This is a genomic window from Halogeometricum sp. CBA1124 (assembly GCF_009741955.1).
Taxonomy (GTDB): Archaea; Halobacteriota; Halobacteria; order Halobacteriales; family Haloferacaceae; genus Halogeometricum; species Halogeometricum rufum.
Genome location: NZ_WPCD01000082.1, coordinates 1 through 14,183, shown reverse-complemented (window position 1 = coordinate 14,183; position 14,183 = coordinate 1). Strand labels below are relative to the sequence as shown.

The window sequence follows — 14,183 nt, the reverse complement described above, 5'->3', positions numbered from 1 at the left end:
GACGACGAGGACGCCGCCGCGCATCCCGACGTAGCAGGTTGTCACGTTACACCGTAGCGTACCCGGAGACTTGACGGTTGTGCGGGGTGACTTCCGTCGAAGCCGCGGCGGGGCGTGAGTATCAGTTTCGAAAACCGGTAGCACAGATTCATTGTGTTTCGAACTGACGTGCACAGTATGTCCGCGAACGTGACGGCGAAGTACGCGCTCGGGATGAGTGGCGTCGCCGTCGGCGGCTTCTGGCTCGCCGGATTCCTGCTCTCCACCGAGGTGAGCGTCGCGGCCGGGCCGAACGCCGCCACGGCGACCAAGAGCGTCGGCATCTTCGCGCTGGCCGTCTCGCTCGTCGCGGCGGTGATGCTGCTCGCCGTCGTCGAGTGAGTCCGTCGCGAGAGCGACTGGCGGCTGGAGCGGCGCAGACTCTCGAACGTGAGAATCAGCGGCCCGTACCACGGCCGTGTCGGACCGCCTCGGTGCGGCGGGAGCGACGACCGGTCAGTCGTCGCTCGGTGCCTTCGCGGGCTTGCGCCGGTCCGAGCGCGGGCCCTCCATGTCCACGTCGGGCAGGAGGTCACGGAGGTAGCGGCCCGTGTGCGACTCCTCGACGCGCGCCACCGCCTCGGGCGTGCCGGTGGCGACGATTTCGCCGCCGTGTTCGCCGCCCTCGGGACCGAGGTCGAGGACGTTGTCGGCGTTCTTCACCAGGTCGAGTTCGTGTTCGACGACGACCACGGTGTTGCCGTTGTCGGTGAGGCGTTGCAGCACCTCGATGAGTTTCCGTTCGTCCTCCTTGTGGAGGCCCGTCGTCGGTTCGTCGAGGAGGTACAGCGTGTCGCCGGTCTGTTTCTTGCCCAACTCCTCGGCGAGTTTGATGCGCTGGGCCTCCCCGCCCGACAGCGTCGTCGAGGGCTGTCCGAGCGTCATGTAGCCGAGGCCGACGTCCTGCAGGAGTTGCAGGCGGCGGCGAATCTGCGAGTTCGCCTCGAAGAACGTCAGCGCCTCCGAGACTTCCATGTCCAGCACGTCGGAGATGGTCTTGCCCTTGTACGTCACGTCGAGGGTGGCGTCGTTGTACCGCGCGCCGCCGCACTCCTCGCAGGGGACGTACACGTCCGAGAGGAAGTTCATCTCTATCTTCACCGTCCCCTGCCCGCCGCAGGCCTCACAGCGTCCGCCCTTCACGTTGAACGAGAAGCGGCCCTTCTCGTAGCCGCGCTGTTTCGACAGTTTCGTCTCGGCGAACAGTTCGCGGATGTAGTCGAAGACGCCGGTGTACGTCGCGGGGTTCGACCGCGGCGTCCGACCGATGGGCGACTGGTCGATGAGCCGCACCGTCTCGATGTTGTCGACGCCCTCGATGGCGTCGTGGTCGCCGGGGTGGACCGACGTGTTGTCGTTCATCGTCCGCGCCAGCCCCTTGTAGAGAATCTCGTGCATCAGCGTGGACTTGCCCGACCCGGAGACGCCGGTGATGGCGGTGAACTGCCCGATGGGCAGGTCCACGTCGAGGTTCTTCAGGTTGTGCTGTCGCGCCCCCCGGACGGTGAGGAACTCCTCGGACGTGCGGCGTTCGTCGGGGACGGGTATCTCCCGACGGCCGGAGAGGTAGTCGCCCGTGACGGAGTCGTCGGCCGCGCAGATGTCGTCGAAGTCGCCCTGCACGACGATTTCGCCGCCGCGCTTGCCCGGGCCGGGACCCATGTCCACGACGTTGTCCGCGCGCCGCATCGTCTCCTCGTCGTGTTCGACGACGATGAGCGTGTTGCCGAGGTCCCGCAGGCCTTCGAGAGTGTTCAGGAGGCGGTCGTTGTCGCGTTGGTGCAGGCCGATGGAGGGTTCGTCGAGGACGTAGAGGACGCCGACGAGGCCCGACCCCACCTGCGTCGCGAGGCGGATGCGCTGGCTCTCGCCGCCCGACAGCGTCGACGCCTCGCGGTCGAGCGTCAGGTACTCCAGCCCCACCTCCTCCATGAAGCCGAGACGGGCGCGAATCTCCTTGAGAATCTCCTCGGCGATGGTCCGTTCCCGGTCGCCGAGTTCGGCTTCGAGTCCCTCGAAGTGTTCGAGGGCGTCGCCGATGCTCATCCGGTTCACCTCGGTGATGGCGGTGCCTGCGACGAGGACGTGCCGCGACTGCTCTTTCAGGCGCGTGCCGTCGCAGTCGGGGCAGGTGGTGGTCGCCATGTACTTCTCGATGTGGTCGCGCGTCGACTCCGAATCCGTCTCGACGTGCCGGCGTCGAGGTTCGGGATGACGCCCTCGAAGCGCTTCTGCTTCCGGCGGGTCCCGTTGCGCGTCTGGCGTTCGAAGACGACCTCTCGGTCGGTGCCGTAGAGGAACTGTCGCTGCACGTCGTCGTCCACCTCCTCGAACGGCGTGTCCAGCGAGACGCCGAAGTGCTCGGCCACCGAGTCCAGTCGCGTGCGGTAGTACGACCGGTTGTACGACCACGGTTCGAAGACGTGCTTGAGGGGCTTCGAGGGGTCGACGACGACGAGGTCCTCGTCTATCTCCTTCGTCTGGCCGAGGCCCTCACACGACGGACACGCGCCGTGCGGGCTGTTGAACGAGAACGACCGCGTCTCTATCTCGGAGAACTGGAACTCGGAGTTCGGGTTGCCGAGTTCCTCGGAGAACTGCACGACGAGTCGGTCGTCGCCCTCGCCCGCGAGGTCACCCGTCGACCGCGTGTTCGACGCGAACGGCACGTCCTCGGGCGGGTCGGGCACGACGAGTTGCAGCACGCCGTCGGCCTCCTCCAACGCCGTCTCGACGCTGTCGGCGATTCTGGAGCGGTCCTCGGGGCGAATCTTCACCCGGTCGACCACCACGTCGACGGTGTGGTCGTAGTTCTTGTCGAGGTCCGGACGCTCGACCGTCAGGTCGAACTCCTCGCCGTCCACCTCGACGCGGGCGTAACCGTCGGCGACGAGTTCGTCGAACAGGTCCTCGAACGCCCCCTTCTGGTCGCGGACGACCGGCGCGACGATCTTCGCGCGGGTGCCCGCCGGAAGCGAGAGAATCTGCGTGACCATGTCCTGTGCGGACTGCTCGCCGACTTCTTCGCCCGTGATGGGGTCGTACTGCGTCCCGACGCGGGCGACAGGAGGCGGAGGTAGTCGTGCAGTTCGGTGACGGTGCCGACGGTCGAACGCGGGTTGTTCGCCGCGTTCTTCTGGTCGATCGAGATGGCGGGCGAGAGGCCCTCGACGGCCTCCACCTGCGGCTTGTCCATCTGCCCGAGGAAGTTGCGGGCGTACGCCGACAGCGACTCGATGTACCGCCGTTGTCCCTCGGCGTAAATCGTCTCGAACGCGAGCGACGACTTACCCGACCCCGAGAGTCCGGTGACGACGGTGAACGCTTCGCGAGGAATCTGGACGTCGAGGTCTTTGAGGTTGTGTTCTTCCGCACCTCGAACCTCGATGAAGTCCTTGCTCATCTACACTCGGCTAGGGAACTGATGGACGTGTACCTGTCGGTTGCACCGATTCGAGCCTACTCCGAGAAGTCCGAGAGCGACGACTCAGTGGTCCCCTTCCTCTCGTTCGTCGGACTCGCGTCCGAGAGAACGTCGAACTGCTCCCACGCGGGCACGTCCATGTCCTCGCGGATGCGTTCGGCGATGAGGTCCCGGTAGTCCGCGTCTATCTCGTAGCCGACGCCGACGCGGTCCATCTTCCGGGCGACTTTCAGGGTCGTCCCGGAACCGAGGAACGGGTCAAGCACCGTGTCGCCCGGGTTCGAGAAGGTGTACAGCAGCGCGTAGACGAGTTCCTCGGGGTAGGCGGCGGCGTGGTAGTTGCCCTGCTTGATGGTCGGCGGTCGGTACGCCCGCATCTTCAGCACGTTCCCGACGCTGCGGCCCGCGTCGTTCATCTTCTCCTCGCGCGGGTCGACGCCCTTGTACTTCTGCTCGACCCGAATCTTGTTGAACGTGTACTCGTAGTCGTGGTTCTTCGCGAAGACGAGCAGGTTCTCGTACTTGTCGTCGAACAGTTTGTCGAGGTAGTAGGCGGGTTGGGGGAGCGAGTTGGGGATGTACCAGACGAGGTTGTCGAGGAGGTTCCACCGCTCCATCCGGTTGTAGATGTCCATCGCGATGGGGTAGAAGCGCTTCTCGTGCCGTCGGTCGCCGACGTTGACGACCATGATGGCGTCCTCGGCGGTGGCCTCGTAACAGGCGTCCCACACCGTCTGGAGCCTGTCGAGGTAGTCCTCGTAGGCCTCGGCGTGTCCGATCTGGTTCTCGTGGCCGTAGTCCTTCAGGTTCCAGTAGGGGGGACTCGTGACCACGAGGTCGGCGTCGTCCACCTCGTCCATCTCCTCGGAACTCTTGAAGTAGACGGTCTGGTCCTCGACTGTGAGGGTCTCCATCTGTCACCTCCCTGTTGCCGGCCCCACCGAATACTCCTTGCTATCCGGGGCGCACGGCGACGGAGAGACGCGTGGCTGGACGTGGGGAGGAACGGCGCCCGACTGGACGCGATACAGAGAGGCGTGGCTGGCCGCGGCGAGGAGAGAGAGTGTCGACGCGGAGGTGGCGCGGTCGTGGCGCGGTCCGCGTCGACGGGGCGAGAGCGGCTTACGAGAGCTTTTCGCGGCCGACGGTGACGCCCGTGGGCGTGATGATGAGTTGGTCGTCGCCCTTCTGGACGATGTCGCCGTCCACCTCGTCGGCGACCTGTCGCAGGTCGTCGATGATGTGCTCCATCGTGCTGTCGGAGGTGGTGTGGCGCGTGATGTCCGCGATGACCAGGTCGCCGTCGTAGACGGCGTCCTTGATGCCGATGACGTCCTGTTTGTCGTTGATAGTGGCGATGCGAACGCTCATCCCCGCCTCGCCGCGCGCGGTGTCGAAGTCGTCGAGGTCGAGTTCGACGTAGTCCTCAGTCGAGTGGTTCTCTCCGCCACTGAGGATTTTGCTCATGATACCCATACACGCTACAATCGCTACGGCGGGGTTAGTTCTTACGTCAGACGGTCGTCAGACGCGGTCGATACGACTGCTGTGTGCCGACAGAGCGGGATTTTTGCGACGCGGAACCGTCGCCTCCGACGTGACCTTCAGCATCTGCGTCCGCGAGACGGACACCGACGAGACGGGCGAGGAACAGACGCGGTTCGGCGTCGCGGTGACGACGCGCCTCCCGGCCGTCGGAACGCTCTGCCCGTTCGCCTCCGAGAACGGCGCGGTGGCGACACAGAGCCTCGTGAACGTCGAGTTGGGGCGACGGGGCGTCGAGTACCTCGACGACGGACTCGCCGTCGAGGACGCCCTGCAGGCCCTCCTGAACGCCGACGAGGGACGCGAGCAGCGCCAACTGCACGGCGTGGACGCCGAGGGGACGTTCGCGTTCTCCGGCGCGGAGTGTCAGGGCTGGTTCGGCCACCGCGTCGGCGAGAACTACACCGTCGCCGGCAACCTCCTCACGGGCGAGTCCGTGCTGGACGCACCGCGGCGGCGTACGAGTCCGGCCTCGCTGGCGGCGACGGCGGGAGCGGTGACCGCGACGACGAGAGCGACGGCAGGAGCGGTGACCGCGACGACGAGAGCGACGGCGGCGGGAGCGGTGCCCGCGCCGACGGAGAGAACGGTGACGGTGGCGACGGCGGCGAGGATACCCTCGCCAAACGGTTGATAGACGCACTCGAAGCGGGCCACGAGGCGGGAGGTGACAAGCGGGAGGAGTTGGAGGTACAGAGTGCGGCGCTCCTCGTGACGACGACGGCCGAGAAGGCGCCGCGACCGTACTACGACGACCTGCGCGTGGACGCGACGCGGACGCCGATAGCGGACCTCCGCGAGACGTACGAACTGGCCAAGGAGGGCTACGAGACGGCGGTGGCGAAGTATCAGGACGGGGAGTGAGGCTCGGACCGACGCGGGGCGGGCCCGGGCGAGGGTCGAACCGGAACGAAGCGGGACCGAGTGCGCCTCAGACCGAGAACTCGAACAGGTCGTCGCCGACGTGGTGCAGCGACTCGACGACCTTGCCCGAGTCGCCGGCCATCTCCGCGCCGGGTTCGAGAGCGCGGCCGATGGCGAGCACCTTCCCGTGCGTCTCCTCGGCGACGAGGACGAGGTCACCGGGTTCGATGTCCTCGTCGGCGTCCACGATGCCGGGGCGCATCACGTCCGCGCCGTCGCTGACGAACGAGACGGCGCCGGCGTCGACGGTGACGACGTGCGTCGTCGGTTCGTACGCGTTCGCGCCCGCGACGGTGAGGAAGGGGCGTTCGTCGTCCATGTAGACGACCACCGGGTCGCCGTCCACGAGGACGACGTCGAAGTCGGCGTCCGCGAGTTCGACCATCTCGTACGCGTCGCCGTCCAACTCCACGCCGGTCTGTTCGGCAATCGCCGCCTCCAACTCCGAAATCTCGTCGGAGCGAAGGTGGTGACGGGACTTGACGTTCATATCACCGCAGACGGTATCGTGGTGAATAAATCGACCGTTATTCGAACCGAGTTTTCGAAGTCGTCCGTGACATACATCCTATCTATCACGTGTCTGACGGGGAACAAACGCTAAGTAACGGGGGTTCCTGCTGGTTCTTATGTGGCGTTCCCGGACCAACCGGGACCGGAAAACGGTCGTCTGCATCGCCTGCGGCACGTCCGTCCTCCGCGGGGAAGCCCGCGAGTACGACAAGGAGGGCGACCGGTGGAACCGACAGGGCAAGGAGTTCGAACACCTCTGTAAGGAGTGTTACCGAGAGCTGTGTCACCAGCCCCGGGCGGAACTGGAGTCGCTCATCCTCGACATCGAGGAGGACGGGTTGGACCAGACGGAGTTCCTGCACCGGTATCGCGACGCAGTCGAAGAGCGGTACGGCCCGACCGAGGAGACCGAACGCGAACGCTGACCGTCGCTCGGGGGACGGCGACGTACCGGAGTTTCGTCGTCGGGCATCGGTGGGAAGACGCGACGACGACGCAGACGCTCGGCGCCGCGCGACGCACGCGACGCCGTGCGACACGACTAACTATCTCTCGCGTTAAGTGCAGGTCATGTCGAACGACGCGCAGGCGCAGGCCGGGACGGCCGAGGGGCAAGGCCCCGTCGAAATCAGTCCCGACGTCGCCCGGCAACTGCAGGACAAACGCGAGGAACTCTTCGAGGAGTTCGAGATTCGCGACGCGTTCCCCGGCCCGGTGCTCTCCGAGGCGCGCGAACGAACGAAAGACGTTCAGGCGGAGATTCAGGAGGAAGTGGACGTACGGCAGGACCTCCGGGACCTGACGACGTGGACCACGGACCCCATCGACGCTCAGGACTTCGACGACGCCATCTCCATCGCCGAGAACGAGGAGACGTACACGCTGTGGGTCCACATCGCCGACGTGACCCACTACGTCCACCCGGGGTCGGAGATGTGGGCCGAGGCCGTCAAGCGCGGGAACACCGTCTACCTCCCCGCCTACACCATCCACATGCTCCCGCCGATGCTGGCGGAGACGGTGTGTTCGCTCGTCCCCAACGAGGACCGTCTCGCCCACACGGTGGAGATGGAGATAGACAAGGAGACGCTCTCGTTCGAGGAGATAGACATCTACAAGTCCGTCATCGAGTCCGACGAACGCCTCACTTACTCGCAGGCCGAGAAACGACTCGACGACGAGAGTCTCCACCTCCACGACGAGTGTACGCTCGTCTTCGAACTCGCCGACCAGATGCACGAACAGCGAAAGGAGGACGGGTCGCTCGTCCTCAATCCGCGGCGTGACCGCGCGCACACCATCATCGAGGAGTGCATGCTGAAGGCGAACAAGGCCGTCACGCACGAACTCATGTGGGGTCGCGGCGTCGAGGCGATGTACCGCGTCCACCCGCAACCGACGCCCGACCAGTGGGACAAGGCGCTGCGAGAGATCATGGAACTCGACGGGGTGAAGATTCCGAGCGCGAAGTTCGACGACCCGCGGAAGGCCGTCAACGCGGCGTTGGAGGACTCGCCGGGACGCTCTCTCAACAAGATTCAGCGCGCCGTGCTGAAGGTGATGCCCCGCGCGAAGTACATGAACGACCCGTTCGGCGGCCACCACGCCCTGAACTTCGACATCTACGGGCACTTCACCTCGCCCATCCGTCGGCTGTCGGACCTCATCAACCACTGGATCGTCCACGAGAACGACGTCCCCGAGGACCTCGTCGAACTCTGCGACCGCGCCTCGGACCGGCAGAAGGACGCCGAGACCGCCGAGCGACTGTACAAGCAGTTCCTCGAAGAGGTGGGACTGGACCCCTACGCGGTGAACAACCGCGGTATCGTCACCGTGGACGAGGACGGGGACGTCCTCGACGAGAACGGTCTCCCGCCCGAAGAAGAAGCGGCGTAAGGCTACTTCTCGTCTACTTCTAAGCGACGCCTCGTCTACTTCTTGTGCGTGAACAGCACGACTTCGTCGTCGTGCGTCGTCACGCACAGGTCGAGCAACCGGCTCAACTCGAGGCTGCTGTACTCCTCCTCGCAGACCACCAGGTCGTCGAACGGTTCCTCGCAGGCCGGACAGGCGATGCTCACGGTGTTCCGGTACGTCGTCACCCCGTCGACGGACTCGTTCGGCGTCAACGAGGTGGTGAGTTCGTCGTACTCCGCGTCGTCCATACACACCCGTGCGTGGACCGAACGCTTAGTGGTACCGATGGCCACGACGGGGGACACCGAATCCGGACGGGAGTTAGAGGGCCGGCGAACGACTGCGCTACGACGGACTGGGCGCTTCGGCCGTCGAGAGGTAGGCGGCGAGGTCCGTCGTGGTTATCATGCCGATGACGCCCTCGTCCTCGTCGACGACGGGGACGTGGTGGAAACCGTGGTTCATCATCGTGTCCGCCACCTCGCGGATGGGCACCTGCGCCGTCGTCGTCACCACGTCCGCCGTCATGTACTCCGAGACGGGCGTCCGGTCCTTCGGCTTGCGTTCGGCGACGATGCGCACGAAGTCCGTCGTCGTCAGGATGCCGCTCAACTGGTTGTCGTCGTCCACCACGACGACGGAGCCGATTCCTTCCTCCATCATCAGTTTCGCGGCGTCCTCGACCAGCGTGTCGGCCGAGACGGTGTGGAGCGACGTGGACATCAGGCGCGCGACGAAAATATCGTCCATGCACGTACGTGACAGTCTCGGCTGATAAACGTAGCGCCGGAGCGCGGTTTCGGCGGTGCGCGTCTTCTCTTCGTCCCCGTTCACCGAGACAGCGTGGGCGGAGCGACGTCTCGAAGATACGACGACGGCGGCCGATAGAGAGCACGACGTCGATAGAAAATGTGAACAGATTGGACCGCGACGGCGGGCACAAACGACGATAGAACCACATTCATCACGTCTCACGACTAATTGTCGAAGTTTCCGGGGGAGAGAAGGCGTGTCGTAACATTTTCTATAGTGTGAAATATATTCACGAAAAGAGTGCTGTCCGCTGAAATATCTCGGTACGAGGTCCGTCCAGACACGTCCCTTCGGGGGTTCGAACTGTCGGACGACGAGTGGCGATTAGATACTGACGTGTATCGGAACTTCATCGAGTCAGTAACGGGTATGGGTGTTTCGGACGGGCTATCCGCGTCTCAGTGCTACCGGATCAGAAACCGCCTCGAAGCGTTCATGGTAGACCGAAGGCGCCGCGGCGAATGGACGGAGAATCTGACGCGGGAGTTCCCGGACATCGAATCGTTGGACGAAGTCGTCGAGTTGGCAAAGTTCTTCAGAGAACTATACGACGACAAGTCGAGACGAAAGTGTAGCTCCCACCGCCACATCGGACCGCAGTAGTAGGCGAAAGGCGCTAACGATACTTCTATTCGGGTCGGATTCCGTGACTCTTACTGTGCCATATCAGGGTGAAGACCCCATTTGTCCGTACTGTGGTTCACGTGAAACCGCGTTTCGAGAGAACGAGCAGGACATGGGGGTCTATGGGTGTCAGGAGTGTGACCGGTCGTTCTCCGGGCCCTCCCAATGACTATCACCGCCTCCGGTCGCACGAAACCCACCGCTATCTATCCACACCCAAGAATTTCAACTGTTCCGAACGAAGGAGGAGTAGAGATGGCTGACGAACCCGAAGCGGACCCGGACACGACGTCCCCGAAGTCCGAGTTGGGATTCGCCTCCGTCGCAGACGCGGAGTCGTACTTGGGAACGCGCTTCGATGACCTCGACGCCGCGAGCAAGAAAGATCAGATCGTCGCCCTCAAGAAGCGGTTCTACGGGAAGATAACGCGGAAGACGGTCACGGAAGCCGTCGACTGTACGGGAAGCTACGTGAGCAAGGTCGGGTGGTCACCGGGAGAGGGCGAGACGAGGTGGGAGCGCCCCTCCGAAGAGGTTTCCGAGACAGTCCGGAACGACGTTCTCGACCGGGACGGCCGCGAGTGCGTCGACTGCGGTGCCGAGACGAATCTACAGGTTCATCACATCCGGCGCGGCGAGTCGACGCCGTCGAACCTCGCAACACTCTGTCGGGATTGCCACAAGGACGTACACGGCGGGTCGTGGCACGGCGTGCTCCCCTACCAGTCGGTCGACGAATTTTGGGACCTCGTGGACGGATGATTCCACCGACGTGAGTTCCCCAGTCGCCGATAGCGACCGCACTCGGTCGCGGACCGACGACGAACCGACCCCCACCAGACTGATGCCCGTGAGCGCTCTCGCTCTGCACGTGACCGACTGCCCTAACTGCGGCGCGGCGATGGACGACGCCGACGACCACGGCGCGGACGGCGCCGACTACGTCTGCGACGACTGCGGCCGGAAGTGGCAGGAGGGCGTGACGGGCGAACTCCGGCGCGTCTTCGAGAAACCGACCGACGAGCGTCGGTAGTCGGTCGGGACGACTGCACGGGATAGCGACGCCGAGGGAGTGCGAGTGGACTCGCGGGGTCCCCGTGAGCGACGCGAACGGGGGCGAGCGAGTCCGTCGACTGGCGGAGCGTAGCGACGGAAGGAGATGGACTCGCGGGGATTTGAACCCCGGGCCTCTTCCTTGCGAAGGAAGCGATCTGCCACTGATCTACGAGCCCGCATTCGCTTCGAAGGCGTGCGGTCATTTGTACCTTCTGTTTCGCGTCCGGGTCGACACGGCGTCGCACGGTGGCGGCGTCGTCACTCGGCGGGACGGAGACAGAGCGTGTCGAGCGGCGACGCTCACGGACTGAGACGCGGAGAAGAACGGCGCGTGCGCCTTAGCGTCGTGGACCGCGCGAAGCGGTCAGACGTGCGCCTGTTCGTCGTCGAGCGTCGACTCGACGTGCGGGCGATGCGGGAGGAGCGTCGTCAGTCTTCGAGGACGATCTCGATGCTGACGTCGCTGGGAACCTGAATCCGCATCAGCTGGCGCAGGGCGCGTTCGTCAGCGTCGATGTCGATGAGACGCTTGTGGACGCGCATCTCCCAGTGCTCCCACGTCGCCGTCCCCTCACCGTCGGGGGACTTGCGGGCGGGAACTTCGAGGGTCTTCGTCGGCAGCGGAATCGGTCCGCTGAGGTTGACGCCCGTCTTGTTCGCGATTTCGCGGACGTCGTCGCAGATGTCGTCGAGGTCGTCCGGGCTGGTCCCGGCGAGACGAACGCGTGCCTGCTGCATCTATCGCTCGTTGACCTCGAGGACCTTCCCGGCCGCGATGGTCTGACCCATGTCGCGGACCGCGAAGGAACCGAGTTCCGGAATCTCGCCGGACGGTTCGATGCTGAGCGGCTTCTGCGGTCGCACGGTGACGACTGCCGCGTCGCCGGACTTGATGAAGTCCGGGTTCTCTTCTGCGACCTCACCCGAGGAGGGGTCGAGCTTCTGGTTGATCTCCTCGATGGTACACGCGACCTGCGCGGTGTGCGCGTGGAAGACCGGCGTGTAGCCGGCGGTGATGACCGACGGGTGCTGCATGACGACGATCTGCGCCTTGAACGTCTCGGCGACCGTCGGCGGGTCGTCGGCGGGACCACAGACGTCACCGCGACGGATGTCGTCCTTGCCGACGCCGCGGACGTGAACCCGACGTTGTCACCGGGACCGGCGCGGTCGACTTCCTCGTGGTGCATCTCGACCGTCTTCACTTCGCCGCCGACGTCCGACGGCTGGAAGGAGACGTTGTCACCGGGGTTGAGCGTACCCGTCTCGATACGGCCGACGGGGACGGTACCGATGCCCGAGATAGTGTAGACGTCCTGGATGGGGAGGCGGAGCGGCGCGTCCGTCGGCGGCTCGGCCTCCGGCAGGTCGTTGAGCGCTTCGAGGAGAGTCGGACCGTCGTACCACGACGTGTTGTCCGAGCGGTCCGCGATGTTGTCGCCCTCGAAGGCGGAGATCGGGATGTAGGTCGCGTCGTCCGAGCGGAAGCGAACCTGCTTGAGGAGCTGCTGGACCTCCTCTTTGACTTCCTTGTAGGTGTCCTCGGCGTAGTCGACGACGTCCATCTTGTTGACCGCGATGATGAGCTCGTTGATGCCCAGCGTGCGGGCGAGGAAGACGTGCTCTCGGGTCTGCGGCGCGACGCCGTCGTCTGCGGCGACGACGAGGACGGCGTTGTCGGCCTGCGAGGCGCCCGTGATCATGTTCTTCACGAAGTCACGGTGGCCCGGGCAGTCGACGATGGTGAAGTAGTACTCGTCCGTGTCGAACTCTTGGTGGGCGATGTCGATGGTGACACCACGCTCGCGCTCTTCGGCGAGGTTGTCCATCACGTAGGCGAACTCGAAGCCGCCCTTGCCCTTCTCCTCTGCTTCTTCTCGGTGCTGCTCGATTACGTGTTCCGGAACGGACCCTGTCTCGAACAGGAGTCGTCCGACCAGCGTACTCTTACCGTGGTCAACGTGGCCGATGATGGCCAAGTTCTGGTGCGGTTTGTCACTCATGGATAGGTCACGCGCTAAGGCGCTCTGTGGTGCCTGCTTTGGCCTGAATGCACTAAAACCATTTCGATACGTACACGCGCCGAGACGGCCGCGTATCGCGTTTCTTGGGAGCGTATCGCACGAATGCGAACGCGTGCCACGACCCGTACAGTTCGCTCGATAGGGCGTTCGAGCCGGCGGTCTTCCGGTCAGTCGAGCCGGCCGACGTCCGACAGCACCGCCGACGCCGTCTCCGGACCGCCCGCGCCGCGACCGCTGATGTTCAACTGGCCCGCGTGTTCGGTCTCCAACTGGACGATGTTGCGCGTCCCCGAGACGGCGAGCGCGGCGTTCTGCGGCACGAGTCGCGGGCTGACGCGCACGCTGTCGGGCGTGGCCTCGCCGATGAGTCGAATCGTCTGTCCCTCGTCGGCCGCGAGTTCCAGCGCGCTGCCGGGCACGTTCGTGATGCCCTCCACGTCGGCGTCTGCCAGCGTGTACTCCCGTTCGCCCTCGGCGAGGACGTTCGAGAGGATGACGCACTTCAGCGCCGCGTCGGTCCCTTCCACGTCGAAGGAGGGGTCGGCCTCGGCGACGCCGAGGTCCTGCGCCTCCGCGAGGACGTGTTCGTAGTCCAGCCCCTCGGTGGCCATCCGCGAGAGGACGAAGTTGGCCGTCCCGTTGAGGACGCCGCGCGCGGCGGAGACGTGCGACGGCGAGAGGTCCTCGATGGTCGAGAGGACGGGGATGCGCCGCCGACGGTGGCCTCGAAGCGCACCGCGCCCTCGCTCTCGCGTTCGAGCGCCATCACGTCCGCGTAGCGCTCTGCGACCGGTCCCTTGTTCGCCAGCACCACGTCGGCGTCGCGTTCGAGCGCGTGGCGTACGTGCGAGAAGCCGGGTTCGGCGTCGCCGAGCGTCGTCGGCGTCGCCTCCACCAGCACGTCGTAGTCGGCCGAGAGCGCGTCCTCGGGGTCCGCGCTGCCGACGACGCCCTCGTCGTTCTTCCGCGCGAGCGCGGACGCCGCGTCCACGCCGTCGGCGGCGACGGCGGCCGAGGACGAGTCGGCGAACGCGGTCACGGTGTGGCCGTACGACGCGGCGAGTTCGACGACCGACCCGCCGACGCGCCGGCGCCGAGGACGGCGAGGCGCTTGCCGCTCATAGGCTCGCCTCCGTGAGGGGTTCGACGACGTGCAGGTCTTTCTCGGCCGCCACCTCGCGAATCACGTCGAGGGCGGCTTCGGTGCGGCCCGTGTGGGTGGCGAGCCGCAGGCTCGCGCTCGACACGTCGTCGCGGCCCTCGGGCGCGTTCAGCGAGACGTCCGAGAGCGACGCCGACGA

11 protein-coding genes, 1 tRNA gene and 5 pseudogenes are annotated in these 14,183 nt (G+C 65.3%); 6 read left to right on the top strand and 11 right to left on the bottom strand.

Annotated features, from left to right (window positions below; translation table 11 throughout):
- Nucleotides 1–177 precede the first annotated feature (177 nt).
- Entirely contained in the window at nucleotides 178–381 is a 204-nt protein-coding gene (locus GJ632_RS11405) for a hypothetical protein (protein WP_089804434.1), read from the top strand.
- A 114-nt stretch (nucleotides 382–495) separates the two neighbouring features.
- On the opposite strand, the pseudogene uvrA reads toward GJ632_RS11405, so the two are convergent.
- The 3 genes and pseudogenes from uvrA to sepF all read right to left on the bottom strand — a co-directional run bounded on the left by uvrA (nucleotide 496) and on the right by sepF (nucleotide 4,939).
- Nucleotides 496–3,442: pseudogene (gene uvrA / locus GJ632_RS11400) on the bottom strand (excinuclease ABC subunit UvrA).
- Nucleotides 3,443–3,498: 56 nt separating this feature from the next.
- Complete coding sequence (locus GJ632_RS11395; RefSeq protein ID WP_191452969.1) at nucleotides 3,499–4,377, bottom strand: site-specific DNA-methyltransferase; 879 nt, start codon at nucleotides 4,375–4,377, stop codon at nucleotides 3,499–3,501.
- Between the two features lie 208 nt (nucleotides 4,378–4,585).
- Nucleotides 4,586–4,939 carry a cell division protein SepF gene (sepF, locus tag GJ632_RS11390; protein ID WP_089804428.1) on the bottom strand — a complete coding sequence of 118 codons (354 nt, stop codon included), beginning with the start codon at nucleotides 4,937–4,939 and terminating at the stop codon, nucleotides 4,586–4,588.
- Between the two features lie 121 nt (nucleotides 4,940–5,060).
- On the opposite strand from sepF, the pseudogene GJ632_RS11385 reads away from it, so the two are divergent.
- Nucleotides 5,061–5,872: pseudogene (locus GJ632_RS11385) on the top strand (DUF1028 domain-containing protein).
- Nucleotides 5,873–5,939: 67 nt separating this feature from the next.
- On the opposite strand, the gene GJ632_RS11380 reads toward GJ632_RS11385, so the two are convergent.
- Entirely contained in the window at nucleotides 5,940–6,422 is a 483-nt protein-coding gene (locus tag GJ632_RS11380) for an RNA-binding protein (RefSeq protein WP_089804426.1), read from the bottom strand.
- Nucleotides 6,423–6,561: 139 nt separating this feature from the next.
- On the opposite strand from GJ632_RS11380, the gene GJ632_RS11375 reads away from it, so the two are divergent.
- The gene (locus tag GJ632_RS11375) at nucleotides 6,562–6,870 is read left to right on the top strand and encodes a hypothetical protein (protein ID WP_089804424.1); all 309 of its coding nucleotides are present in this window, start codon (nucleotides 6,562–6,564) and stop codon (nucleotides 6,868–6,870) included.
- Nucleotides 6,871–7,015: 145 nt separating this feature from the next.
- Nucleotides 7,016–8,344: a ribonuclease catalytic domain-containing protein gene (locus tag GJ632_RS11370; protein ID WP_191452968.1), complete on the top strand. Its 1,329-nt coding sequence runs from the start codon at nucleotides 7,016–7,018 to the stop codon at nucleotides 8,342–8,344.
- Between the two features lie 35 nt (nucleotides 8,345–8,379).
- On the opposite strand, the gene GJ632_RS11365 is transcribed toward GJ632_RS11370, so the two are convergent.
- Together GJ632_RS11365 and GJ632_RS11360 are read right to left on the bottom strand one after the other, a co-directional pair.
- Nucleotides 8,380–8,613, bottom strand: coding sequence for a hypothetical protein (locus GJ632_RS11365; RefSeq protein ID WP_089804421.1), 234 nt, complete (start codon nucleotides 8,611–8,613; stop codon nucleotides 8,380–8,382).
- Nucleotides 8,614–8,710: 97 nt separating this feature from the next.
- Complete coding sequence (locus GJ632_RS11360; protein WP_089804419.1) at nucleotides 8,711–9,115, bottom strand: CBS domain-containing protein; 405 nt, start codon at nucleotides 9,113–9,115, stop codon at nucleotides 8,711–8,713.
- Between the two features lie 942 nt (nucleotides 9,116–10,057).
- Between GJ632_RS11360 and GJ632_RS11355 the strand changes: the two genes are divergently transcribed.
- Together GJ632_RS11355 and GJ632_RS11350 are read left to right on the top strand one after the other, a co-directional pair.
- On the top strand, nucleotides 10,058–10,564 hold the full coding sequence (locus GJ632_RS11355; RefSeq protein ID WP_197427972.1) for an HNH endonuclease: 507 nt from the start codon (nucleotides 10,058–10,060) through the stop codon (nucleotides 10,562–10,564).
- A 10-nt stretch (nucleotides 10,565–10,574) separates the two neighbouring features.
- Complete coding sequence (locus GJ632_RS11350; protein ID WP_143105098.1) at nucleotides 10,575–10,835, top strand: hypothetical protein; 261 nt, start codon at nucleotides 10,575–10,577, stop codon at nucleotides 10,833–10,835.
- A gap of 127 nt (nucleotides 10,836–10,962) precedes the next feature.
- Here the strand turns inward: GJ632_RS11350 and GJ632_RS11345 are convergent.
- The 5 genes and pseudogenes from GJ632_RS11345 to GJ632_RS11325 all read right to left on the bottom strand — a co-directional run.
- A tRNA-Ala gene (locus tag GJ632_RS11345) sits at nucleotides 10,963–11,034 on the bottom strand.
- Nucleotides 11,035–11,287: 253 nt separating this feature from the next.
- Complete coding sequence (rpsJ, locus tag GJ632_RS11340; protein ID WP_006053510.1) at nucleotides 11,288–11,596, bottom strand: 30S ribosomal protein S10; 309 nt, start codon at nucleotides 11,594–11,596, stop codon at nucleotides 11,288–11,290.
- A pseudogene (tuf, locus tag GJ632_RS11335) lies at nucleotides 11,597–12,861 on the bottom strand (translation elongation factor EF-1 subunit alpha).
- A 188-nt stretch (nucleotides 12,862–13,049) separates the two neighbouring features.
- Nucleotides 13,050–14,004: pseudogene (locus GJ632_RS11330) on the bottom strand (homoserine dehydrogenase).
- A pseudogene (locus GJ632_RS11325) lies at nucleotides 14,001–14,183 on the bottom strand (amino acid-binding protein); the annotation flags it as partial. The pseudogenes GJ632_RS11330 and GJ632_RS11325, both read right to left, overlap by 4 nt.

What these genes read in the sequence shown, in the direction of transcription:
- GJ632_RS11405 (WP_089804434.1), top strand. Translation starts at nt 178, where the DNA reads ATGTCCGCGAACGTGACGGCGAAGTACGCGCTCGGGATGAGTGGCGTC.
- GJ632_RS11395 (WP_191452969.1), bottom strand. Translation starts at nt 4,377, where the DNA reads ATGGAGACCCTCACAGTCGAGGACCAGACCGTCTACTTCAAGAGTTCC.
- sepF (WP_089804428.1), bottom strand. Translation starts at nt 4,939, where the DNA reads ATGGGTATCATGAGCAAAATCCTCAGTGGCGGAGAGAACCACTCGACT.
- GJ632_RS11380 (WP_089804426.1), bottom strand. Translation starts at nt 6,422, where the DNA reads ATGAACGTCAAGTCCCGTCACCACCTTCGCTCCGACGAGATTTCGGAG.
- GJ632_RS11375 (WP_089804424.1), top strand. Translation starts at nt 6,562, where the DNA reads ATGTGGCGTTCCCGGACCAACCGGGACCGGAAAACGGTCGTCTGCATC.
- GJ632_RS11370 (WP_191452968.1), top strand. Translation starts at nt 7,016, where the DNA reads ATGTCGAACGACGCGCAGGCGCAGGCCGGGACGGCCGAGGGGCAAGGC.
- GJ632_RS11365 (WP_089804421.1), bottom strand. Translation starts at nt 8,613, where the DNA reads ATGGACGACGCGGAGTACGACGAACTCACCACCTCGTTGACGCCGAAC.
- GJ632_RS11360 (WP_089804419.1), bottom strand. Translation starts at nt 9,115, where the DNA reads ATGGACGATATTTTCGTCGCGCGCCTGATGTCCACGTCGCTCCACACC.
- GJ632_RS11355 (WP_197427972.1), top strand. Translation starts at nt 10,058, where the DNA reads ATGGCTGACGAACCCGAAGCGGACCCGGACACGACGTCCCCGAAGTCC.
- rpsJ (WP_006053510.1), bottom strand. Translation starts at nt 11,596, where the DNA reads ATGCAGCAGGCACGCGTTCGTCTCGCCGGGACCAGCCCGGACGACCTC.